This is a genomic window from Runella rosea, from assembly GCF_003325355.1.
GTDB classification, from domain to species: Bacteria; Bacteroidota; Bacteroidia; order Cytophagales; family Spirosomataceae; genus Runella; species Runella rosea.
Genome location: NZ_CP030850.1, coordinates 106706 through 131003, shown reverse-complemented (window position 1 = coordinate 131003; position 24298 = coordinate 106706). Strand labels below are relative to the sequence as shown.

Annotated in this window: 21 protein-coding genes and 2 tRNA genes; 10 read left to right on the top strand and 13 right to left on the bottom strand. The window is 42.9% G+C overall.

Going from position 1 to position 24298, the window contains the following annotated elements:
* Positions 1 to 21 precede the first annotated feature (21 nt).
* The 3 genes from DR864_RS00740 to DR864_RS00730 all read right to left on the bottom strand — a co-directional run bounded on the left by DR864_RS00740 (position 22) and on the right by DR864_RS00730 (position 4250).
* Positions 22 to 2322: an FdhF/YdeP family oxidoreductase gene (locus DR864_RS00740; RefSeq protein WP_114065140.1), complete on the bottom strand. Its 2301-nt coding sequence runs from the start codon at positions 2320 to 2322 to the stop codon at positions 22 to 24.
* A gap of 120 nt (positions 2323 to 2442) precedes the next feature.
* Entirely contained in the window at positions 2443 to 3888 is a 1446-nt protein-coding gene (gene sufB / locus DR864_RS00735) for a Fe-S cluster assembly protein SufB (protein WP_114065139.1), read from the bottom strand.
* A gap of 152 nt (positions 3889 to 4040) precedes the next feature.
* Positions 4041 to 4250, bottom strand: a complete 210-nt coding sequence (locus DR864_RS00730; protein ID WP_114065138.1) for an alkylphosphonate utilization protein — start codon at positions 4248 to 4250, stop codon at positions 4041 to 4043.
* 326 nt (positions 4251 to 4576) lie between these two features.
* Between DR864_RS00730 and DR864_RS00725 the strand changes: the two genes are divergently transcribed.
* The 5 genes from DR864_RS00725 to DR864_RS00705 all read left to right on the top strand — a co-directional run bounded on the left by DR864_RS00725 (position 4577) and on the right by DR864_RS00705 (position 11067).
* Entirely contained in the window at positions 4577 to 5362 is a 786-nt protein-coding gene (locus tag DR864_RS00725) for a hypothetical protein (RefSeq protein WP_114065137.1), read from the top strand.
* Positions 5363 to 5523: 161 nt separating this feature from the next.
* A complete protein-coding gene (locus tag DR864_RS00720; protein ID WP_114065136.1) occupies positions 5524 to 6534 on the top strand; it encodes an SMP-30/gluconolactonase/LRE family protein in 1011 nt (336 codons plus the stop codon).
* Positions 6535 to 6721: 187 nt separating this feature from the next.
* Positions 6722 to 8644 (top strand): penicillin-binding transpeptidase domain-containing protein, encoded by a 1923-nt coding sequence (locus DR864_RS00715; protein WP_114065135.1) that lies wholly within the window; start codon positions 6722 to 6724, stop codon positions 8642 to 8644.
* Positions 8645 to 8738: 94 nt separating this feature from the next.
* Positions 8739 to 10022: a rod shape-determining protein RodA gene (rodA, locus tag DR864_RS00710; protein WP_114065134.1), complete on the top strand. Its 1284-nt coding sequence runs from the start codon at positions 8739 to 8741 to the stop codon at positions 10020 to 10022.
* Positions 10023 to 10044: 22 nt separating this feature from the next.
* Positions 10045 to 11067 carry a hypothetical protein gene (locus tag DR864_RS00705; RefSeq protein WP_114065133.1) on the top strand — a complete coding sequence of 341 codons (1023 nt, stop codon included), beginning with the start codon at positions 10045 to 10047 and terminating at the stop codon, positions 11065 to 11067.
* Positions 11068 to 11166: 99 nt separating this feature from the next.
* Here DR864_RS00705 and DR864_RS00700 read toward each other — a convergent pair whose 3' ends face one another.
* Positions 11167 to 11910: a DUF4197 domain-containing protein gene (locus DR864_RS00700; protein WP_114065132.1), complete on the bottom strand. Its 744-nt coding sequence runs from the start codon at positions 11908 to 11910 to the stop codon at positions 11167 to 11169.
* Positions 11911 to 12118: 208 nt separating this feature from the next.
* On the opposite strand from DR864_RS00700, the gene DR864_RS00695 reads away from it, so the two are divergent.
* Complete coding sequence (locus DR864_RS00695) at positions 12119 to 12517, top strand: lipocalin-like domain-containing protein (RefSeq protein WP_114065131.1); 399 nt, start codon at positions 12119 to 12121, stop codon at positions 12515 to 12517.
* Between the two features lies 1 nt (position 12518).
* Here DR864_RS00695 and DR864_RS00690 read toward each other — a convergent pair whose 3' ends face one another.
* Together DR864_RS00690 and DR864_RS00685 are read right to left on the bottom strand one after the other, a co-directional pair.
* Positions 12519 to 14003: an aldehyde dehydrogenase (NADP(+)) gene (locus DR864_RS00690; RefSeq protein ID WP_114065130.1), complete on the bottom strand. Its 1485-nt coding sequence runs from the start codon at positions 14001 to 14003 to the stop codon at positions 12519 to 12521.
* A 10-nt stretch (positions 14004 to 14013) separates the two neighbouring features.
* Positions 14014 to 14469, bottom strand: a complete 456-nt coding sequence (locus DR864_RS00685) for a nuclease A inhibitor family protein (protein ID WP_114065129.1) — start codon at positions 14467 to 14469, stop codon at positions 14014 to 14016.
* 49 nt (positions 14470 to 14518) lie between these two features.
* Between DR864_RS00685 and DR864_RS00680 the strand changes: the two genes are divergently transcribed.
* Together DR864_RS00680 and DR864_RS00675 are read left to right on the top strand one after the other, a co-directional pair.
* On the top strand, positions 14519 to 15115 hold the full coding sequence (locus tag DR864_RS00680; RefSeq protein WP_114065128.1) for a hypothetical protein: 597 nt from the start codon (positions 14519 to 14521) through the stop codon (positions 15113 to 15115).
* A gap of 156 nt (positions 15116 to 15271) precedes the next feature.
* Complete coding sequence (locus tag DR864_RS00675; protein ID WP_114065127.1) at positions 15272 to 15604, top strand: L-rhamnose mutarotase; 333 nt, start codon at positions 15272 to 15274, stop codon at positions 15602 to 15604.
* 189 nt (positions 15605 to 15793) lie between these two features.
* On the opposite strand, the gene DR864_RS00670 is transcribed toward DR864_RS00675, so the two are convergent.
* Complete coding sequence (locus tag DR864_RS00670) at positions 15794 to 17011, bottom strand: pyridoxal phosphate-dependent aminotransferase (RefSeq protein ID WP_114065126.1); 1218 nt, start codon at positions 17009 to 17011, stop codon at positions 15794 to 15796.
* Positions 17012 to 17097: 86 nt separating this feature from the next.
* Between DR864_RS00670 and DR864_RS00665 the strand changes: the two genes are divergently transcribed.
* Positions 17098 to 17574, top strand: a complete 477-nt coding sequence (locus DR864_RS00665; RefSeq protein WP_114065125.1) for a methylated-DNA--[protein]-cysteine S-methyltransferase — start codon at positions 17098 to 17100, stop codon at positions 17572 to 17574.
* A gap of 87 nt (positions 17575 to 17661) precedes the next feature.
* Here the strand turns inward: DR864_RS00665 and DR864_RS00660 are convergent, their stop codons facing one another.
* Positions 17662 to 18216 carry a fasciclin domain-containing protein gene (locus DR864_RS00660; RefSeq protein WP_114065124.1) on the bottom strand — a complete coding sequence of 185 codons (555 nt, stop codon included), beginning with the start codon at positions 18214 to 18216 and terminating at the stop codon, positions 17662 to 17664.
* Positions 18217 to 18835: 619 nt separating this feature from the next.
* On the opposite strand from DR864_RS00660, the gene DR864_RS00655 reads away from it, so the two are divergent.
* Entirely contained in the window at positions 18836 to 19393 is a 558-nt protein-coding gene (locus DR864_RS00655) for a helix-turn-helix transcriptional regulator (RefSeq protein ID WP_114065123.1), read from the top strand.
* A 258-nt stretch (positions 19394 to 19651) separates the two neighbouring features.
* Here the strand turns inward: DR864_RS00655 and DR864_RS00650 are convergent, their stop codons facing one another.
* The 5 genes from DR864_RS00650 to phhA form a co-directional block, all read right to left on the bottom strand.
* On the bottom strand, positions 19652 to 20335 hold the full coding sequence (locus DR864_RS00650; RefSeq protein WP_114065122.1) for a LytR/AlgR family response regulator transcription factor: 684 nt from the start codon (positions 20333 to 20335) through the stop codon (positions 19652 to 19654).
* Between the two features lie 204 nt (positions 20336 to 20539).
* A complete protein-coding gene (locus DR864_RS00645) occupies positions 20540 to 22426 on the bottom strand; it encodes a tetratricopeptide repeat-containing sensor histidine kinase (RefSeq protein WP_114065121.1) in 1887 nt (628 codons plus the stop codon).
* A gap of 831 nt (positions 22427 to 23257) precedes the next feature.
* Positions 23258 to 23332 (bottom strand) — tRNA-Pro (locus DR864_RS00640).
* A 39-nt stretch (positions 23333 to 23371) separates the two neighbouring features.
* Positions 23372 to 23458 (bottom strand) — tRNA-Ser (locus tag DR864_RS00635).
* A gap of 109 nt (positions 23459 to 23567) precedes the next feature.
* On the bottom strand, positions 23568 to 24296 hold the full coding sequence (gene phhA, locus DR864_RS00630; RefSeq protein ID WP_114065120.1) for a phenylalanine 4-monooxygenase: 729 nt from the start codon (positions 24294 to 24296) through the stop codon (positions 23568 to 23570).
* Positions 24297 to 24298 lie beyond the last annotated feature (2 nt).

The window sequence follows — 24298 nt, the reverse complement described above, 5'->3', positions numbered from 1 at the left end:
AAAAATACCTTGCCAAAATAACTAATCCGTTATTTTCATTTGAATAATAACAGTTTTTGAGGTGGGTGTCATACTCCTATCTGCAAAGCTGTCAATGGGAACCAATATATTTGTTTCGGGAAAATAAGTGGCAACACACCTTTCTGGAATTGAATACAGGACAATGATAAATTGAGGTGCCGTTCGCTCTACACCACCAAAATAGTTAAATAAATCCACTTTTGTACCCGCTTTCCACCCTCTTTTGTGTACATCCTGTTCATTCATCAACACCACTCTACGCTCATTATATATACCGCGATAACGGTCATCAAGACCATAAATCGTGGTATTAAATTGGTCATGACTTCTGATCGTCATCATCAAATATTCCTCTTCCGCCAATTTTAAAGGTACGTACTGATTGACCGAAAAAGCTGCTTTTCCGGTGTTTGTTTTAAAATCTCCGTCGCGAGCACCGTTTGGCAAATAAAATCCGCCAGGCTTGCGTACCCGCTCATTATAATTTTCAAACCCCGGAATAGTACGCTCTATGGCCGATCTAATATTATCGTAATGGGCCACATAACTATCCCAATCAACCACAGATTTATATTCCAATACAGCGTTTGCCAGCCGGCGCACTATATCTGGTTCGCTCAACAAAAATTCAGAAATCGGCTTCAACTTTCCTTTGGATTGGTGTACCACTCCCATTGAATTTTCAACACTCACAAACTGTGCTTCCCCGTGCTGAATATCCTGGTCGGTGCGGCCCAAACAAGGTAAAATCAAGGCTTCTTCCCCCGTTACCAAATGGCTTCGATTCAATTTGGTCGAAACATGCGCCGTCAGGCTGCAATTTCTTAGTGCCTGCGCGGTGTAGACAGTATCTGGAGTAGCCGAAAGAAAATTACCACCCATGGCAAAGAAAACCGAGGCTTTGCGTTCGTGCATGGCTTTGATTGCCTCCACGGTATTATAGCCATGCTCACGAGGCGGCTGAAAACCAAACTGTTTCTCCAAACTGTCCAGAAATGACTTGGGAGGCATTTCCCAAATTCCCATTGTTCGGTCTCCCTGCACATTGCTGTGCCCGCGCACTGGGCAGGTGCCCGCCCCAGGCTTTCCAATCGAGCCTTTGAGCAATAGCAGATTCACCACCTCCCGAATATTGTCAACCGCGTTTTTATGCTGTGTCAGGCCCATGGCCCAGCAGGCAATAATCTTTTCTGAACGAATAATCAACTCCGCCGCCTCTCGCAACTGACTCAGGGTCAATCCACAATCATCGGCTAGTTGTACGAGCGTATATTTTTCTAAATCGACGAGCAAGTCCTGAACACCCGTCGTTTTTTCTTCAATAAATTTCCAATCAAATACGCCTCCATTTTTCTGTTCTTCTTCGTGCATCAATTTCAACAGGGCTTTAAAAAGCGGCACATCGCCATTGATGCGTACCTGCAAAAACACATCGGATAGGTCGGTCTTGGCACCCAACAATCCCCCCACCGTTTGAGGGTTACTGAAAGCGACCAAGCCCGTTTCGTGCAATGGATTAATGGATAGTATTTTAGCACCGTTTCGCTTGGCTTTTTCCAGCGCGCTCAGCATCCGGGGATGATTTGTACCAGGATTCTGGCCCGCAATGATAATCAGGTCAGCCAAGTACAAATCTTCCAGTTTCACCGAGCCTTTACCAATCCCAACGGTTTCAATCAGGGCTACTCCGCTCGATTCATGGCACATATTGGAGCAATCGGGCATGTTGTTGGTCCCGTATTCCCGCACAAAGAGTTGGTACAAAAACGCCGCTTCATTGCTCGTGCGGCCCGATGTATAAAATATCGCATCGTTGGGGGATTGAAGTTGGTTAAGGTGTTTGGCAATCAACGCAAAAGCATCTTCCCAAGCAATCGGCTCATAGTGGTCGGCCCCTTTGGGTTTGTGCATGGGTTGCGCAATACGGCCCTGTTGACTCAATTCGTAATCACTCCAAGTACCCAATTCGGCAATGGAATATTTGGCAAAAAAATCGGGCAGAAGTCGTTTGGTGGTCGCTTCTTCGGCCACCGCTTTAGCACCGTTTTCGCAGTATTCCGCAAACGACGAGCGCTCGTCATCGGGGTCTGGCCACGCACAACTTGGGCAGTCAAATCCCTCTTTTTGGTTTAGATTCAGCAACGCTTTTACCCCTCTTCCTACGTCCATTGCGCCAAAAACGTGTTTCATGGAACTGACAACGGCGGGCATTCCAACGGCCACGTCTTTGGGTTCACTGGTTTTTAGACCCGTCAATGTTTCGGGGGTCAGTTCAGGGTTTAAGGTCGTTTTCTTTTTCATATTTTACCAAAAATAAATGGTGATAAGAACTATGTCCTATCACCATCATAAACCTATTCTTTAGCTGAATGTTTTTAGCGTAGCTCTACCTAGAAAAGCAAAATATTCAAATTGCTACTCTTAGCCTACTGAACCTTCGAGGCTTATTTCGAGCAACTTTTGGGCTTCAACTGCAAATTCCATCGGAAGCTGATTTAAAACCTCTTTAGCGTATCCGTTAACAATCAATGCCACGGCCTGTTCGGTCGGAATACCGCGTTGATTACAGTAAAACAACTGATCTTCACCGATTTTTGAGGTAGTCGCTTCGTGCTCTACGGTTGAGGTGGTATTGTTTACCTCGATGTATGGGAAAGTATGTGCTCCGCACGTATCGCCGAGCAATAACGAATCGCACTGCGAGAAGTTACGGGCGTTTTCGGCACGCTTAAATACCTGAACCAATCCACGGTAAGAGTTTTGGCTTTTACCCGCTGAGATACCTTTTGATACGATTCGACTTTTGGTATTTTTGCCGATGTGAATCATTTTGGTTCCCGTATCGGCCTGCTGCATGTTATTGGTCAACGCCACCGAATAAAACTCTCCGATAGAATTATCACCTTTCAAGATAACAGAAGGGTATTTCCAAGTAATGGCCGAGCCAGTCTCAACCTGTGTCCACGAGATTTTCGAGTGGGCACCTTCACAAATACCCCGCTTGGTTACGAAGTTATAAATTCCGCCACGGCCTTCTTTATCGCCAGGATACCAGTTTTGTACAGTGCTGTATTTTACTTCGGCACGCTCATGGGCAATGATTTCGACCACGGCGGCGTGCAGTTGGTGCTCGTCGCGCATGGGAGCTGTACATCCTTCCAGATAGCTTACGTAGGAACCTTCATCAGCTACAATAAGCGTCCGTTCAAATTGTCCTGTTCCAGAAGCGTTGATTCGGAAATAGGTCGAAAGTTCCATCGGGCAACGAACGCCTTTGGGGATATAACAAAACGAACCATCCGAGAAAACGGCGGCATTAAGTGCTGAAAAGTAGTTGTCTTTGGCTGGAACAACCGAGCCAAGGTACTTACGAACCAACTCAGGATGGTCCTGAATGGCTTCGCTCATAGAGCAGAAAATGATGCCTTGTTTTTTGAGTTCGACCTTAAAAGTAGTGGCTACGGAAATCGAATCGATAACGGCATCCACCGCCACACCCGACAAACGTTTTTGCTCGTTCAGTGAAATTCCCAGACGTTCAAAAGTACGTCTCAACTCAGGGTCAATTTCATCCAACGAACCTATCTCCTTTTTCTGCTTGGGGGCAGAATAATATTTAATTGCCTGATAATCAACGGGCGTATAATGAACATTGGGCCACGTTGGCTCAGTCATGCTTTGCCAAATCTTAAATGCTTTTAAACGATACTCCGTCATCCATTCTGGCTCTTGTTTCTTTGCCGAAATCCACCGAACGGTATCTTCCGTTAGGCCAGGCGCGGCTTCATCAGCTTCTATGTCGGTTACGAAGCCATACTTATATTCGGAGTTGGTAATTTCTTCCAGGATATCTACCTCTTTGCTCATCGCGTATGTGTGCAGTTAATTCAATAATTCAACAACAAATGCGTACTTTCTGTTCTAATCGGGGTACAAATATCTTAAAAAAATTCTAAATAAAGATAAGCATGGGGCCAGAACTCCGCCAGATGTGCGGTGTGTACTGCATAAATGTTGAGTTATACCTTTTTCAAAAATTCTGTTTTTAAGACCATTACCGTTTTCTCGACTTTCCCTTCGATTTCTGATTCGCTGTCGGTCAGGCGGATTTTACGGACAATTGTCCCCCTTTTAATGACACTCGAAGAGCCTTTTACTTTTAAATCTTTGATTACGGAAACCGAATCACCTTCATTCAATAAATTCCCGTTACTGTCTTTAACTTCCATGTTTTTGTCTTAATGTTTATCATTTTGACCGCAAAGGTAGCTTTATTTTAAACACGCATTTTATGATTGTTCTCAGGACTGGGCTGCACTTTGTCCCTTTATTTCAGCTCAATTTTTTTCTTTTTTTAAGTAAAATTTCAGCTTCTTATTTACGCTGTAATTCAGTCAACTAGGCCGTTGCTCCGCCGTTTATCACGAAAATATACGACCCTCAAAACTATTTTTTCACAACCCATTTTCCAACCTTCTCTCAACCCTCCGCGTCACTTTGATGAATTCGCGTCCTTGAATTCACCATTATTCATCTTAAAAAAAAGTAAACAGCAATGAAATCAATGCAAGTAAAAGGGTTGGCCATCGGAATGTGGCAACAAGTGGTAAACCACTCAAAATCAACGGGTAGAAAAGCGATTTGGGGAATTGGGGCCGTACTGACGCTGGGAATGGCAAGCTGCGACACAACCGACGACAACGTAGGACCTAATTTTATTCACACCAGCGACTTTAACAAAGGCAACGAGAACTGGGAAGCGGGCCTCACCGACTTCAGCACCCAACAAGACTCCATCATGGAGTTCAGTTCAAAAATCACGGCTTTGCCTACCGACTCCCTCAAAAAGGGATTTATGCTCACGAGCCACAACCGCAGCGACGACGCGTTTATGTACCTGAAACGAAAACTGACTGGCTTGGCTCCCAACCAAACGTATAACATCACTTTTGAAGTGGAACTAGCCTCGAAATACCCCGAAAAAGGCGTAGGCATTGGCGGTTCACCAGGGGGGGCTGTCTACTTGAAAGCGGGGGCTTCAGGAATTGAACCCCAAAAAGTGAAAGACAGCACCAATGCCCAACACTGGACCCTCAACTGGGACAAAGGCAACCAAAGCAGCGGCGGCAAAAACGCCATTGTGCTAGGAACCGTGGGTATTGAAGGAGAAACTTACAAGTACCAAATCATCAAACGGACCAACCAATCAAAAGCCTTTTCGGCCAAAACCAACGATAAGGGTGAATTGTGGCTTCTGGTGGGCACTGATTCAGGATTTGAGGGAATTACTACTTTATACTATACCAAAGTAAAAGCGGTCTTGCTGAAAGCAACCATTTAGTAGTGTAATTTAGCCGGTCTATTTTAACGATAAACCCGTCAACCCAAGGGGCGTTGGCGGGTTTGTTATTTCTATCCAAGAATATTCAGGAAGCTGGAACATTATAAAAAATCAAAAATGAACTTTGAACAATAGATGACTTAACCGCTAAACCTCCACCTATGAAATTCCCCGCACTCCTGACGTGTACGTGGCTTGTTTGCCAATCTGCTTTGTTTGCCCAATCTTCGTTTCCTACCCTTGGCAAAGTCGTGCGGATAGACCCGCAGTTGGATGCCCTGATTGCCTCCGACGCTAAAATCGAAGTCTTGGCTTCGGGATTTGTGTGGGCCGAAGGACCAGTATGGATCAAAGAAGGCGGTTATTTATTGTTTTCGGATGTCCCACAAAACACTGTCTTTAAATGGAGTGCCAAAGAAGGATTGACCCCATTTCTAAAACCTTCTGGTTTTACGGGGGCTGGCACCTACGGTGACGAACCCGGCAGCAACGGACTTACGCTCAACCGTCAAGGGCATTTAATATCGGCAGAACACGGCGACCGGCGGATTTCGGTCATGCCACTCACGGGGGTCGGTAAACGTACCATTGCCGACAATTATCAGGGCAAGCGCTTCAATAGTCCCAACGACGTGGTGCAACATTCGGGCGGGGCCTATTATTTTACCGACCCTCCGTATGGTTTACCTAAAAAACACGAAGATACCACTCGCGAAATTGACTGGTTTGGGGTATATAGAGCGGGTACCGATGGCAAAGTCACGCTGCTTACCAAAGACATGACGCGGCCAAACGGGCTGGCGTTTTCGCCCGATGAAAAAATTCTGTATGTAGCACAATCAGACCCCAACAAAGCAGTTATCATGGCATTTCCAGTGTTAACCGACGGTACTGTCGGCCCTGGAAAGGTATTTTATGACGCCACGCCGATGGTCAAACAGGGATTGCCCGGCTTACCCGACGGCCTAAAAGTAGATGCCCAAGGCAATGTGTGGAGCACTGGGCCGGGCGGTGTTTTAATCTTCTCTCCGGCCGGAAAACTACTGGGCAGAATTGACACTGGAGAAGCAACGGCCAACTGTGGCTGGGGTGACGATGGCTCAACGCTGTACATCACTGCCGACATGTACTTATGCCGAATTAAGATCAAAATCAAAGGAGCTGGGTGGTAAATCTGTTCCCAAAAATATACTTCTGAAAGAAGGGGGGCTGGTTCCTCCTTTTTTTATTGAATTACGTTACTTTATGCTTGAAAATTGATTAAAACCCGCGAACTTTGTATTAGTTATTCATCAACTGGTATCGTTGAAGGCAGGCTTAAAAGAAGTACGCATTACCATTAATCATCAGCTAAAGTAAATGTCAGAGAATAGAAAGTTTTTCGTGTATGGATTGTTTGTGTTGGTAGGAATTATTTATCTGATACGCCTCCTGTACCTTCAAGTACTTGATAATACGTACGAAACCGCCAGTAACTCCATCCGGGCTATTCCCGATGTACCGATGCGGGGCCAGGTATATGATCGTTATGGCAACCTGATTGTTTATAACACGTTAGTTTACGACCTGTACGTAACCCCCAACAAACTCAAAGTAGCAGACACCCTTGCGCTGTGCAACGCTCTCAGCATTACCCGGGCTGATTTTGACAGCCTAATGAAAGCAGCCAAGGTGTATTCCCGCAAAAAACCTTCACTTTTTCTGCGTCAATTATCCAAAGAGGATTTTGCGCATATTCAGGATGTGCTGGTTGATTATCCAGGCTTTGAGTACGTTAAAAGTTCCGTCAGGACTTACTCCGCTCCTACCCTCGCCCATGCGTTGGGCTACGTAAGTGAAGTTTCCCAAAAGCAATTGGATGCTCAAGAGTATCCGTATTATCGACAAGGAGATTTGATGGGTCAAAGTGGCTTGGAGAAATTCTATGAAGAATACCTGCGCGGACAGCGGGGAGTTAGATACGTGATGCAAGACGTCAACGGAGTTGCCAAAGGGCCGTGGAAAGGTGGTGAATTGGATACCATTGCGCAAGCCGGACAGAATTTATACACCAGTATCGACCTCGAAATCCAGCAATACGTGGATAGTCTAATGCAGGGAAAAGCGGGTGCCGTGGTGGCGATTGAACCTTCCAGTGGAGAGGTGTTGGCCATCACTTCCGCACCCAGCTACGACCCCGCGCTGTTTGCCACGCGCGATTTTTCTAAAAACTATGCGAAGCTGGCCCTCAACCCTTACCGTCCGCTGCTCAACCGCGCCGTGATGGGCAGCTACCGCCCAGGTTCCACCTTCAAAACGGTACAGGCGTTGGTAGCTATGCAAGAAGGGGCCATTTCGCCAGGCAGTATATTCTCCCACGCAGGAGCACCTATGAAATGCCACGGTCACGGCGGGCTATCAGGAGTACACAGTGCTATTCAGTGGTCATGTAATCCTTATTTCTATCATGTATTCAGAAGAATGATTTACGCCAATACTGAAAAAAATACGTTCAAAGCCTCCGCTATGGGGTTGCGAAAATGGCATGATTATACCGAAAAATTTGGGTTTGGGCAAAAACTCGGCATTGACCTGCCCAGTGAAGCACTCGGTAAATTACCCAACGTTGAATTTTATGATAAATGGTATGGTGTAAACGGCTGGAAGTTTTCAAATATATATTCACTCAGTATTGGCGAAGGTGAATTGTTGATTACCCCGCTCAAGCTGGCCAATTTGGCCGCCACCATCGCCAATCGCGGCTGGTATATTGCGCCTCACTTGGTAAAAGGAATCGGCAAAAACGACAATCCCCTTCCTGAGTTTAAGCAGCGGCACGAAACGGGTGTTGACCGCCGGTATTTTGAGCCTGTGGTGGATGGAATGGAAATGGCCGTTGTAAGGGGAACCGTTTCTCGGGGTGCTATTATTCCCGACATCGTTATGTGCGGAAAAACGGGAACTTCTCAAAACAAAAAGGGCAAAGACCACTCTATTTTTATCGCTTTTGCACCCAAAGATAACCCCAAAATCGCCATTGCGGTATTCGTAGAAAATGCAGGCTTTGGAGGATTTGCCGCCGCGCCCGTGGCTTCGTTGGTGATTGAAAAATACATCAAACGACACATAGACCGTAAAGCCTATGAGCAGGAGTGGATGAATAAAAACTTCCTCCAAAATGTGATTATCCCCAAGTCCCAACTTCCAAAGCCTAAAGAGCAAAAGCCCACGCCCACTAAGCCCGAAGCCACCATCGTAAACCGCGAAAAGGCGGCATTCAATAAATTAACGGAAGCTCCCTAATTCTTAATAGAAACGCTTTGGACATCCGCTTACCTACTCAGCAGCGGAAATCCCAAAGCATAATTAAGAACTAGAAAAGTATTACCCCAAGAAAATGGCCCGTAACGAACACATTACCCAAAATATAGATTGGCTGACCGTATTGATTTATGCCGCGTGCGTCACGATGGGCCTATTCAACGTCTACGCTGCGGTGTATAACCCAGAAGAGCAGACCAAACTTTTTGACCTTTCCAACAATGCCGGTCGACAGTTGATGTTTATCGGCTCGGCGGGGTTCCTTATCATTGCTATCCTGGTGATTGACCATAAATTTTGGGAAGCGTTTGCCCCCATTATTTATGGGCTGTGCATCTTTTTGCTGCTAGCGGTTCTGGTCATTGGCAGTGATATAAACGGCTCCAAATCTTGGATTAAAATCGGGTCTTTTTCTCTCCAACCCGCCGAATTTGCCAAACTAGGCACCGCCTTGATGATCAGTAAGTTTATCACGCAGCCCAGTGTCAATCTCACTAAATTTCGAGATTTACTCTTGACCGCCGGCATCATACTTCTGCCCATGCTACTTATCATTCTTTCCAAAGAAACGGGCTGTGCGTTGGTATTTGCCTCTTTTATGGTGGTCTTGTACCGGGAAGGAATCCCCGGTATTTATCCCTCCATCTTGCTGATTGCCATTACGTTATTCATTCTGTCGCTATTCTTTTCTCCTTTGTACATTTCGTTGGGGTTGGTGGTATTAGCGGTAATTATTTTTCGTTTTGTAATTCCCCGCTATGACCGAAACCAGAAAACAATCATCAACTTATCCGTGATTTTCGGGGCAATGATGCTATTTTCGGCTAGTGTCGATTTTCTCATTAAAAATGTACTTCAACCCCACCACCGCAAGCGGATTGAGGTGTTGATTGACCCCAAAGCCGACCCCATGGGCAAAGGATGGAACGTTATCCAGTCAAAAATAGCCATTGGTTCTGGTCGTTTATGGGGGAAAGGGTTTCTGGACGGCACCCAAACCAAATTCAACTTTGTGCCCGAGCAGCACACCGATTTTATTTTCTGTACCATTGGCGAAGAGCACGGCTTCGTAGGAAGTGCCGCCGTGGTGTTGCTCATTCTGGGACTAATGTGTCGCCTAATATTTCTGGCCGAGCGCCAACGAACGCGTTTTGCCCGGGCGTATGGGTATTGCGTAGCGGGAATTCTGTTTTTTCACTTTTTGGTTAATATCGGAATGACCATCGGTTTGATGGTCGTCATCGGGATTCCTCTACCCTTCTTCAGCTACGGTGGGTCTTCAATGTGGGCCTTTACGATTTTGCTGTTTATTTTCCTTAAATTGGACGCCCAACGACCGTTTACGCTGTCGCGAACGTAATAAAAAAAGGACAGTACTGATTATGGCCTTCATCTCCAAAAAAAAGATTCCTTTCCGAATCAATGCGGATTTACGCAAGTATTTGGAGAGTTATAACCGCGAAGTGGCTTTGCCAATCGATTATCGTTACTTATTACGATACGACAACGCCATTCCGTTGTATGACAAACGCGGAAACGACACCCTTTGGGAAACGGTCTTTTACGCCCATAGCGAAATTGACGAAATCTATTACGCCCTCAAAACCATCTACGCTGACCTCAAAGCCGACGGAGATTTATCGGTCATGAAGCACCTGTATGTTGACCGGGTAGATGTATGCTCTTATGGTAACTCAAAGCCTTTTCGGATTCGAATCGTGAATAAAGTCAATGATAACTTTGACTATTTTTACGTTAAAAATGCCGACTCATCGCGCATTTATGGGCTTGAATTAGAGCACATTTTATCCCCAAACCGCATCAGCTACCTGACCAGCGACGAGACGTTGATAGAAGAGCACATTGCTGGAATTCCAGGTGATATGTTCATCAAAAATTACCTGTATGAACCCAACCTCAACACCGTTCGGTTTTGCAAAGAATTCGTAAAATTTAACGAGCGCTGTTTTGTGCGTCTGCTTGGCGATATGCACTCCAGCAATTTCGTAGTCGATATTACCCCCGACTTTGAGGAGATTTATTACCGCATCCGCTCCATTGATTTTGACCAGCAATCCTACGAAGGAAAAAAGGCCGTTTATCTGCCCCAATATTTCAAGCAAAACAACGCTATCATTGAAGTAGGCATGAAATACCTGACTTCGGAGAGTGTAGAGCAATACCAAAAGGAAGAACGCTCGTTGATTTCGGGACGCATCCGGGTGGAACGAACGCGGATTCAGGATTTGATGAATGTGATGATGGCCGATACAATTTCATCGACCCAAAACTTGGAGCAATTGAAGCGGGAATTGGCCCAACACTACCAAAATACGAGTTTTTTAAAATGCCGTAGCATGGGCGAAGTCGTCATGCGGAGCCTCGAATTGGTATCGGTACATTGACATTTTTGAAGGCTCTCTGGGCTTTACAAAAAAGTCTCGGTTTTGAGAAACCGAGACCACTCATTTTTCAAACCAAGACCACTTCAAAGCGGCTTAAAATTATTTTTGTCCAAAGACCTTTTTTAACAAATCATTCACCCGTGCCACGGGGTCTTTCCGAATCTTGCGCTCTTCTTGTGCCACTAACACAAACAACCCATCAATTGCTTTTTGGGTAGCGTATTGCTTCAAATCTGGATTTACTTTTTGAACCAACGGAAGCTTGTTGTAGGTGTTGATTAGGTCTGCGTAGTATTTAGTGGCCTTGTTGAGCTGTAACGTGCTGTCTACCACGGGAAAAAACTGCTTATACAATTCCTCATTCGTCGTACGACGCAAGTATTGAGTGGCGGCAGTAGAATCTCCCCTTAAAATACCCACGGCATCCTGAATGGTCATCGACGTAATGGCTTTCACAAATACTGGTTTAGATTTTTTGGCGGCATCTTCGGCGGCCCGGTTGAGCGACAACACAAAACGGTCTACTTCCTTGCCAAGGCCCAGCTGACGCAACCGCGCTTCTACGCGCTGAATATCGGGCGGAAACACAATTTTAATGAGGCTATTTTTAAAGTATCCGTCCACAGCCGAAGCCTGCGCCGAGCCATTGGAAATACCGACTTTCAAGGCTTCTTTTAACCCCTGCACAATTTCGTCGTTGCTCAAATCACCCACCGACGGCGAATTAATCACCTGACCTGCTTTTTCCAGAAACCCGCCCAAGCCTTTTTTCTTCGTTTCTTCTTGCGCCATCGCGTTGACCGAAACAAACAGTGTAAATACGTAAATGAAAGATGTTTTCATGATGTGATGAACAATTGATTGAATAAACATGCTTAAAGCTTCTTTTTTCGTTGCCTAGCATTAGACTAACTTCTTTGAGATAAGTAATGGTATGCAGGAATTACAAAAATTATTTCAATCCTGTTCCTATTTTTACAATCATTACAACCTTAAAAGGGTCAATTGCGTCTTATACAGAACGTTAAAAAACGCTTTTGACTGAGTTACTATGAAAAAACTTCTTCTATTCCTCTTAATTACGGCTTGCCTTTCCTGCAACAAAAACCCTGACAATGAACTCGTCGGAACGTGGAAATTAGTTTCCTATTGCAAACCCACCAGTAGTACAAACTGCACGCAGATAACGATTCCAAACGACAAAGGTGTTTTTGTTACTTTCACCAACGATAAACAGTTCAACGAATACTTTCAAAACACCAAACCCATTGAATATGCCTTTTTGGGTTGTGGCGGAGGCAGCTACGAAATCGAAGATAAAGACATCAGAATTAGGGCCTTATGTATGTCTTCGAGCAACGGACGATTGATTAAATTGGTCTCTCTTACTTCCAAAAGGCTCGTTTTGAATCCCTACGGAACGGGGGAATATATCTTTGAAAAACAATAAGTTACTTCTCCCAATTGCCGTTTACCATGCGCCAAATCCCCAAGGGATTTCCGTCTTTGAGTTCATCGGGTAATAAGCGCATCGGGAAGTTTTGGAAGGCCAACGGCCGTACAAATCGCTTCATGGCGTGCGGACCGACAGAGCCAAATCGCCCATCAGTACTCGCCGGAAAAGGCCCTCCGTGTTGCATGGCCGCCCCCACTTCCACCCCCGTAGGAACGCCGTTTAAAATAAGTCGCCCGCAAATAAGGCTGACAGCAAACAACAAATCAGCGGCCTGGGCTAAATCCTTTTCGGTGCCAAGAACGGTACACGTCAATTGACCTTCCAAATGACCAATCACATCCTGCATTTCAGCGGCATCTTTGCACTTAATCAGTAGAGAAAAAGGCCCGAACACTTCCTGATGAAGCGCGGGATTAGCCACAAACTGCGCCGCCGTCACGGAAGCTACGCTTGGAATCCCTTCTTCTTCCCCGTAGTGCTGCGAAGTTTCGGCTTCCACAACGACTGTCTGTTGCCCTAATACGTCCGCTCTCTTTGTTCTGAATGCCTTGGCAATACCCGAATGCAGCATCGGAGCGGGCAGAATGGCCCGAATCTCCGTCGCCAATACGCTGATAAATGTGTCTAACCCCTGACTTTCAATCCCGATGAGAAGCCCAGGTTTGGTACAGAATTGTCCCATTCCCCCCGTGATGGAGCCAGCGTACATTTTTGCGTACTTCTCAGCTTCTTTTTCAAGGACATCGGGCAATAAAAAGACAGGATTGGTGCTTCCCATTTCGGCAAAAACGGGAATGGGAACCGGTCGTTGCGCAGCCAAGTCAAACAGGGCCTTACCTCCGGCAAAAGAACCCGTAAAGCCCACTGCCGCCGTTTTGGGGTGTAAAACCAAGGCTTTCCCAATTTCAAAATTGGCACCATGAATGTGCTCAAAAAGCCCCTCGGGCATTCCTGTTTTAGCAATGGCTTTTTTGACGGCGGCCGCCACCATCTCCGAGGTTTCGGGATGAGCGGGGTGGGCTTTCACCACCACTGGACACCCTGCACCCCATGCGGCGGCGGGGTCAACACCCGCCGTAGAATAGGCAAACGGAAAGTTGCTTGCCCCAAATACCACTACGGGCCCAATGGGAACCAACATGTTCCGAATATCAGGCTTGGGTAGTGGCAAACGCTCAGGAAGTGCCGTGTCAATCGTAGCTTCAAGCCATGAACCTTCGGCCACTACGTCGGCAATGTTGCGGAGTTGAAAGCAGGTGCGCCCGCGCTCGCTCGTCAGTCGGGCGGCAGGGAGGTGGGTTTCGCGCATGGCTACTTCAATCACCGTTTCGCCCAAGGCTTCAATTTCGTCGGCAACGGCACGGATAAAGCTCGCTTTTTGTTTGGCCGTTGTGCGACGATATATCAAAAACGCGGCATACGCCCGCTCCATTGCGGCCTCAATTTCCGCCAAAGAAGCATCCTGAAATAGGTTAGTCATTTCAAAAAATTTAGGTTTCAACGAGCAAGGTTTTTAGCCCTCCCCATTCTTTTTCATTGAGTTGGCCCACCAAATACAAATCAATTTCAATTTGGCCAACGCGAAATGCTTTCAGATGATTCAGGTTTGTTTCCAGTAATTGCTTCACAGATTTAAAATTTTCTACCTGAGCACGCTCCTCGTCGCCGTACCACTCCTCTACTGCAAGGAGAGGCTCCCAAAAATTTTCTGTCGGAATTTCTTCAGCCTTCACGGAGGGAGGATAGCCTAAAAAAAACTCCAAGTCACTGACGGTCAAGCCCTCTTTTACATTTGCGTTAAATTTAAACCATTCAATAGGCTCATCTGACTCGCTGGGATAGAATAAATTTTTCACCAAATTGGTGACTTCTAAAATGACTTCCGTCTTAATGCCGGATTCCATTGAAACGGGAGAAGGAATATTCTCTTGTTGATTGTTTTCCATTTTAAAAATATCGCTAAATTTGAATCAAACTTAAAAACTTTTCAAGACAATGCTAGAGCAATTAATGGGCCTTATCCAAGATCAATCACAAGATGCCATTGTTAAAAACCCTGCAATCCCCAACGAACACAATACAGATGCCATGCAAGCGATATTGGGTGCGGTAACGGGCGGTTTACAAAACCAAGCACAATCGGGCAACATCAGTGGTTTGATGGGCCTTCTCTCGGGCAACAGCGGTACTGGCAATAATTTAATGAACAATCCGATTGTTTCGGGAATTGCCCAAAATGCCATTGGAAGTTTAATGGAAAAATTTGGTCTCTCAAACAACGCTGCGGCCAACGTTATTGCTCAAGTTTTACCAGGAGTACTTACTTCAATGATTTCCAAAACTAGCAATCCCAACGACAATAGTATGGATTTTGGCGGCATTATGGGTTCACTTTTAGGAGGACAACAAGCGCAGCAGGCCCAACAGCAGGGAGGGTTTGATTTTAATCAAATCGGGTATGCCTTGGCCGATGGCAAATTGGACATGAATGACGTAATGCGCATTGGTGGCAGCTTCTTGGGCGGCGGCGCGGGCAACAACAACGCAGGTGGCGGCTTAGGCGGCCTACTGGGTGGCCTTTTTGGAAAATAATTGTATTTACAGGCTTCGTACAAAAGAGGATGGTTGCAAGGCCACCCTCTTTTTTTTGTGATTCACTCCTCAATAAATTCCGAAACTTGGGTAAAATAACCAATCACTCCGCCTTTTTAATCCAAAACCATCTGTTTCACTGATTGATATTTACGTATGCCGCGTTACTGCCTCGCCCTCGACCTCAAAGACGACCCCACACTCATTGCCGAATACGAAAAATACCACGAAAAAATCCGCCCCGAAATCGAAGAAAGTATCAGGGGGGCGGGCATTACCCAAATGGAAATTTACCGCATCGGCAACCGACTTTTTATGATTATGGAAACCAGCGACGATTTTTCGTTTGAGGAAAAAGCTGCTGCCGATGCCGCCAATCCCAAGGTACAGGAATGGGAAAACCTGATGTGGCACTACCAACAGGCCCTTCCCATGGCCAAAGAAGGCGAAAAATGGATGATGATGAAAAATATTTTCAAATTAGTGTAAGGGCAGACGCAAGCGGCGAACCACCCAATCGTTGCTCTTTAGACACCAACGACACAACGGTGCCGCCACTTTTCGCAAAACCTGCTTCGAGGTTGCTCACAACCTCGGTTTTTGAATTGCCACTACACCCTAATAAACACAAAAGGGCTGTCTCAACGTATGAAACAGCCCCTTTGCTATGCAGTTCAATTAGTTCAATTTTGCTACCGCTTCTTTGATTCGGCGACAAGCTTCTACCAGATTTTCGTCAGAAGCCGCCGTTGAGATACGAATACACTTCGGAGCGCCAAAACCAGAACCCGCTACCGTGGCTACGTATACTTCATTGAGCAACCACGTGCAAAAATCATCGGAGTCTTTGATGACAGTTGTGCCGTCAGATTTACCGAAGTATTCGCTAATATCAGGGAAAGCGTAAAACGCGCCCTCTGGCATATTTACTTTGAAGCCAGGAATTTCTTTCAATAGTCCCACCACCAAATTACGACGACGCTCATAGGCTTCGCACATTTCTTTAGCGGCATCTTTCGGCCCTGAAATTGCGGCCAAAGCGGCCCGCTGAGAAATAGAACCCGTTCCAGAAGTCACTTGTCCTTGTAGTTTTTCTACTCCGTCGGCAATCCATTTAGCGGCACCAATATAGCCGATGCGCCAGCCCGTCATGGCATAACCTTTGGCTACCCCGTTGACGGTAATAACGCGGTCGTGGATTTCGGGAATAGAACCGATGCTAAAATGACCTTGCGGTGTAAAGTTGATATATTCGTAGATTTCATCCGCCAACACAAACACATTTTCGTGTTTTGCGATTACAGCGGCCAACTCACGTAATTCAGCTTCTGAATAAACCGAGCCCGTCGGGTTGTTGGGAGAAGCAAACATTACGATGCGCGTGCGCTCTGTAATGGCAGCTTCCAATTGGTCAGGCGTAACTTTAAAATTATTTTCAAAGCTTCCGTCAATGACCACCGATTTGCCTTCCGCCAATTTAACCATCTCGGAATAACTCACCCAGTAAGGGGCCAAAATAACCACTTCGTCACCGGGATTGACCAACACCTGAATCACGTTGGCCAAAGAGTGCTTGGCTCCCGTTGAAACCACAATATTTTCGGCCTTCCAATTGATGTTATTTTCGTTTTTGAACTTATCGGCAATGGCCTTACGCAAATCAGCATAACCAGCCACGGGCGAATAGCCGTGGTAACCTTCGTCAATGGCTTGCTTTGCAGCTTCGCAAATATGCTTAGGTGTCTTGAAATCGGGCTCGCCGACACTCAAGCTAATCACTTTATGGCCTTGAGCAGCCAATTCACGCGCTTTTTTGGTCATCCCTAAAGTAGAAGATTCTTCCAGCGCAATAATGCGGTCGGCCAACGAACTGGCCGTTTCAACAACAGCAGACATATTTGGTGGTTTAAAAAATTCGCCGCAAAATTACGATTCCGTCCAAAAACTTCCTATTTTTATTTAAAATTTATCAACCCAACCCCATGTCTGTTGCATATTTGCAAACACCGCTCGGCATTGCTTATGTAGAAGGAGATGCCAACGGTCTCCAAGTTGTTAGCATAAAAGAGGACACCTCTCTACCTTCCAATCACCCCATCCCAGAGGATTTAGCCCCCGCCATTCAGCAGCTGACCGATTACTTCAACGGTCAAAGGGCGGTTTTTGATTTGCTGCTCAATCCACAGGGCACAGACTTCCAGAAACGGGTTTGGAAAGAATTACTTAACGTTCCTTTTGGGCGAACAGTATCATATCTGGATTTATCCCGGCGTTTGGGCGACGAAAAAGCGATTCGGGCCGTGGCTGCTGCCAATGGCAAAAACCCTATTTGGTTAATTATCCCGTGCCACCGTATTATCGGCACAGATGGCTCACTCACGGGGTATGCGGGTGGACTTTGGCGCAAAAAATGGCTGATTGAATACGAAAAAGGGGGATTGCAGGGCAGTTTATTTTAAGAATACGTAAGGGTATAAAAAAGGCAACGAAGAACATATTTGTTCCCCGCTGCCTTCTCTAAACCTTCTCCTAACTTTACTCCCTAACTACGCACCTGCACCTGGCATTACCACGGTGTCGATCACATGAATGACGCCATTACTTTGGTACACATCTTTGATGGTTACCGTTGACATTCCGCCTTTTTCATCCGACAAAATCAATTTCTTCCCTTTCATCATTGCTTTCAACGTACCACCCTGTACCGTTTTGAAGGTAGCCGTACCACCGCCTGCTTTGATGGCTTCCGCAATTGCTTTTGAATCCATTTTACCCGCCACTACGTGATAGGTCAAAATGGTAGTTAATGTTGCTTTGTTTTCAGGCTTTACCAATGTTTCAACGGTGCCTTTGGGCAGCTTATCAAACGCTCCATTTGTTGGAGCAAATACAGTAAATGGGCCCGCACTTTGTAATGTTTCCACCAAACCAGCGGCTTTTACGGCAGCAACAAGGGTAGTATGGTCTTTTGAATTTACAGCGTTTTCAACGATGTTTTTAGAAGGATACATCGGTGCCCCGCCTACTTCTACGGTTTTTTCCTGGGCAAAAGAAGCGTTGATGAATAACGCCGAAACGAGCAACATTGCGATTTTTTTCATGATTGTTCTAATAAAATTAAGTTTTACAATTGGTTAGTATGTGTAATTTAAATTACAGCCAGACTTACGGGGATCTTCATTCTCTTGGATTCATCAAGACCACTTTTTTTCGGTTTTCTTTACAGAAAAACATATAACCAATTGAATAACAACACATTAGATAATATTGATTTTTGGGAATTTACATCAAAATAGGGAAAAGAAAATTGGCTGCTACGTGATGACAAGTTCTTGGTAGCAAAATGACCCAGAACTCAAATCTATAAACACTAAAAAAAGCATACCAAGATTCAGCCAATCAACTTTTTCAAATGAGTAATCAGCAATTAACGCTCCCTCCAAAAATGAATCTTGATAGAAATCGCTTTTATCCAAAACTCTGTTCTTGGTAATATCTTCCTTAAATTCATATCCATAATAACCATGAAGTAATGACTACTTTGGGGCTTATTTTTTTGATATTTTAAGTAAAAAAAACGAACTAAATTGTATAGAATCTCGGATTGCATCCCTTTAGCGACCTCTTGTACCCAATTTCAAAAAAAAAGTTGACGTTAAGCAGAGTTTTTAGTCTCACATGAAGAACAAAAATATTTGAAAGAATAACGTCATCAAAAATATGGAAGTAACTAACTCAGTAATCAGTACTCCGTCGCAACCACTCTATGTGAACATTCATATCGAAAGTAAGGAATTAGCGATGATTGTTCAATTTTTGTTGCAAAGTAACATCTATTTTAAAGTGGTGTCTTCCCCTGCCAATATAAAGCAGTTAGAGAAGAACAGTGACTCAACATCTCTTTCAATAAGAAAGACGACCATTAAACCTAATCTAATGAAGTATAAAGGAATTGAAAAAATAGACTCTATTCTTGACAATTACCTTGCGAATGCAAAAAATCCCGACATGCAACAAGTAGCCCATTCATTGGGTCTTTCTATCTCAATTTTTAAACGTGTATTCAAAGAGATGTACGGTGCTTCATTTTATGAGTACTATTTAAACAAAAAAATGAAATATGCTGCAGATTTACTTCTGAAAGGCTTAAGAGGAGGATTGGTCTCAGAAATGATTGGCTATTCTCAGCCTATTAAATTCACCAAAATGTTCAAAAAACATTTTGGTGTAACACCCAAAAAGTACCAATTGCAATATAAAAATGCTAACGTAGCATAAATTCATTATAATTTACAATCATTAAATATGCCTTTTAATCAGTTCTGAATAATAAAGAGGAGCGATAAAACATAAACAAGACATTAATCTTCAACTACCCAAACACACAATTGGTCTGCATAATAATATGCAGACCAATAATCTAATACCTGTAAAATTCAACTTAATTATTTTCTGAGTAATATCATTTAAAATTTAAAAGAGGAAGGTGATAGGATGCCCATTTATTTAAAATCCATTTTAATAAATGTTGATATTTTAAAATTTTTTACCAATACCTTTGGCTATCAAATCGTGTTTTACACGTCGACTCATAGGTAGCATATAACCTTCTACATAGACCAAACTTTTTTCCAAGTCTATTTTGGTTATAAATTTCTTATTAACTAAAAAACTACGATGTATCTCAAGAAACCGATCTAAAGGGAGTTGCTGCTTAATCAAAGAAAGGGATTTTTTAAATGCATAGCGGCGTTTGGCTGTCTGAACAAAAGTATAGTTACGATCTACTTCTATATACAAAATTTCATTAATAGAAATTATTTCACTACGCGTTGTACCTCTGATAAACTGTGGTTCAATTTCAGATTGTTTAGTCAATATCCGTATACTACTATCCAATGTATGTATATGAACAGGTTTAACCAAATATAATACGTTGTTCCACTTAGATACTTGCTCGTATATTTGGGGGGTATCATAGGCCGTTATCAAAATGAAAGGGATGTTTCGGGAAGATACTAAATCGGCCAATTCAAGTCCATTTTTACTCCCCATCAACACAACATCTATCAACATTAAATCAACATGGCTCGCATACAGAAAATCATAGGCCTTTTGATATGTATTGACACAACCTATAATTTCGTAGCCTAAATCAGACAACATAGCCTCCAATTGCACGGCATATATTAAATCATCTTCTGCAATAAGAATTTTCATAAAAAATCGTAGGGTATTAATATTCTCTAAATATAAAAAGATTTTTTACATGAGATTAGTCACAACTTATGTTAGGCGTTGAGAATATTGAAATTATTCCTTTTCCTATAGAGTAAAAATTTTAATGGATAAAATAAGCATTTATCCGACCACTAAACCTCAAATTCGCGTACAATTGGTTATATAAAGGTGACATTTGCGCAATCATAAATTTTCTAATGAAATAACAAAGCTGCTCCCCTTGCCTAGTTGTGAATCAAATTTTATGGTTGCTTTAATGTATTCTGCCAATTCTTTACAAATTACAAGCCCTAAACCTAGCCCCCTTTCGTCATTTAGACCTTTACGGCTCACCGTCACGTCTTGACTAAATAACTTTTGTTGAATTTCGATGGGAATTCCTATTCCATTATCCTTAACCATAATTTCTGTATACAATTCCTTTTGGACCGTACTCACCACTATCTCTCCATTCTGATGGGTAAATTTAAGTGCATTACTTACTAAATTTCGAAGAATGATGAGAAGTAGAGTTGTATCGGTCGAAACTTTTATGCCTCTTTTCACATCCACCAAAAAATTAATCTGCTTAACTTCAGCCAAATGTTGAAACTCTTCTTTTAAATCCTTTAAAACGCTCTCAAGCTCTACCGTGCTTATTTTCAGCGAGATACCTTCTTTTTCACGTAGAGTCCATCTGAATATATTATCCAACATTAGATTCATATCAGTAGCCATAGTTTCAGCTTGACCTCCTAAAACAATCAGCTCGTTATAGCGCTGATTCTTAATGAGAAAACTAAGCGTACGAATTAAATTTTGAAAAGAAACAGCAGGTCGTTTGAGGTCATGTGCAACTATTGCAAATATTCTATCTTTAATTCTATTACTATTAGCCAACGCATTGCGAGAACGGTAGAGTTGCAAGGATAATAACAAGGATATTAATAATAAAGTAACAACAACAACAGAAATAACCAAGTACCATCTATTTTGTTGCTGAATTGAAGTGTTTTTCAATTGTAATATTTTATTTTCCTGATTTTTTTGTTGTGTCTCATATTTAATTTGTAAATCTAAAAAAGCCTGATTTTTTTCAGTAGTTACAACACTATCTTTTATTCTTATATATTGTTTACTGTACATAAGTGCTTTTTGATAGTTTTTTTTCTCTACATTAATATTCGACAAAATCTCTAACGAGGGAAGTACTCTTGTAATTTGCTCTTGATGAGCGAATGAAAGATGTTGAAGTAAGTATTTTTCGGCCTCATCTAGCTCCTTAAGCCCAAAATAAGCTGTCCCTAAATGGTAAAAAACATGTGATTTTAGTTTATTTATATCAAATTTGTTAGCTAACTCCTCGCTTTGTTTTAAATATAACAATGCCTTTTTATAGTCTCCTTTTTTAATATATAAATGACCTAATTGATTAAAAATATATCCCTCAAAGTACGGAATTTTATATCCTTTAAGCACTTTACGTCCATTATTTAGTACCTTCAATGCTTCTTCATAATTTCCAGTTTCAATATAACCAATTCCTAAATATTGGTAAGCTGTCGCGATAAGTAGAGGGTCATTGGTTTTGGAAGCCCAAAATAGTTGTTGCTTAAAATAATAAATTGCTTTTCTAAGATTACCGGCGTCGTTTACTGTTGTTCTTATGTTAACACTCCCCAATCTCTCATAACAAAAAGCAATCATTTTCGGGTCTTTAAGTGATATTGCAATATTTAGCGCTTTTTGAGCAAGTATTTGTGATAAATTAAAATTTGATTTTCTAAAAGCAATCATTGATTCAAAACGATATGCATTAACCAATCCTTTAGGGAAATGTAATCGATTTGACAAATTTTTAATGGTATCAATGTACGTTCCAAATTTTGCAGGATTTTGATGAAAATAGGCTTCCTCCAAATCAACTAATAGTACTACATAAGACGTATCTATTTTTATACTAGATTTTTTTTTAGCCTCTAAACCCTCCAGAAGTTGCTGATGGGTTTTTTGAGTATAAGCAAATAGAGATATAAAAGGCAAAATCCCATAGAGAAGCAGATTAACAATGTTTTTTTGGGAAATTAGCATAAAACTCTGATTAAATCTTGTCAGTAATTTATCGTAATTATTATATGTTTTTCATAACTAGTATTTTAAAAATAAACTTAAATTAACAAATAATTTTAAAACAAGAAAACCAACCCTTCAAATATTCTTCCTACTACTTAATTATCCAATTATATACCATTTCTCATACTTATAGGTATAAAATTTATGTTAAATAAGGTTACTAACTCACTTCGTATCTTTATGAATGGTCAAAGATGTCAACATTATTAAGAAATGCAAAACATTATTTTCAAACCTATTCATACATTAAAGGTATAAATACTAAACAGCTTTTTCTCTCTGGTTTACTTTGTTAAAGATTCATATTTTTGGCACTATTATTGACATTACCTGCCCTCCTATTTTTAGCACCCTTTCTTTATATTTTCTCCCTCTCGCTCTGGCACTCTTAGCATCATTTAATCCGCCGAATATATCCATTATAAACTAAAATGTATATATCGGAATTGAATTTGATACGAATGATTGTGGAAACCAATTCAAACCTTGCTTAAAGATTTGCAACATCTGAACCATAGCATATTTAATTCCAATTTGTCATTCATCAGAAGATTTCAAAATTTTCATCGATTTTTTACTAATTCCATCTATTACATTCATGAAGAATATACTAACTCCCATTGTTTGGACAGTGATAAGCGTTAACTGCAGCATTGATATATTTTATGTATAAATGCCGCATTTAGTTTAAATGGAGGTCAAGTAATTTAAATGGAGGTCAAGCTGAAAAATTTCTGAAATCTAGAAGAAAATGCATAAAAAAAGCCTTCCAGATGGAAGGCTTTTTTGTCGGGATGGCAAGATTCGAACTTGCGACCTCCTGGTCCCAAACCAGGCGCGATGACCGGACTACGCTACATCCCGATTCTTTGAGAGAGATTTTTAAGTCTCTCTCAAAGTTTGCGGAGGGAGAGGGATTCGAACCCTCGGTACCCTTACGAGTACGGCAGTTTAGCAAACTGCTGGTTTCAGCCACTCACCCATCTCTCCGGGAGGCTGAACAATGAACAAATGATTGTGACGTCTTTTGTTTATTGAGCCGCAAATATAGCGGTTTGGCGTACTTTTAAACAAATATTTTTCCAAAAATCTTCACATTTTATCCGACTGCCAAGTACATTTCGGTTAGAATCTCCTCAATATCAGGGACAGAGCGATACAACTGCTCGTAAGAATTTATTACAAAATAGTGGTCTTGATAACGGTCTATGTGGTACGAAGTGTTTAAAAGCGTACGAACATCAAACGGATATTTAGGAATAGCATCCCTCAAACAATACTCACTTTCGCCCGCCGATGACAATATCCCCCCCCCATAAATCTTGGTTTGACCATCTTCTTTGATAAGCCCAAACTCCACCGTGTACCAATACAGGCGTCCGATTTGTGCAATGGCCTCAGGCACGTCCATAAATCGCAAAGCGACCCGGCTCAAATCGCCCATAAAATCACAAAAAGCCTGATTGGTCAGCAAAGGCACATGGCCAAAAGTATCATGAAACATATCAGGCTCTTCCAAATACTCCAGTTGGTCGGGTTTTCTCAACCACGTTGAGGCAGGAAAGCGACGATGGGCCAGAAATTCAAAAAATTCTTGGTGAGGAATCAATCCTGGCACTACTTCAACAGACCACCCCGTTAGGGCTTGCAGACGCGGATTGGTTTCAGCGATGAAATTAGGGATATGCTCGGCAACAAATCCTACTTTTTCAATTCCTTCTAAGTAGGCCCTGCTTGCAATGGCAGGCAACTGCGCCATCTGACGGTCGAACAGCTTCCGCCACATTTCGTGGTCGGCGGCGGTATATTTTTGATAGGACTGGTTCATGG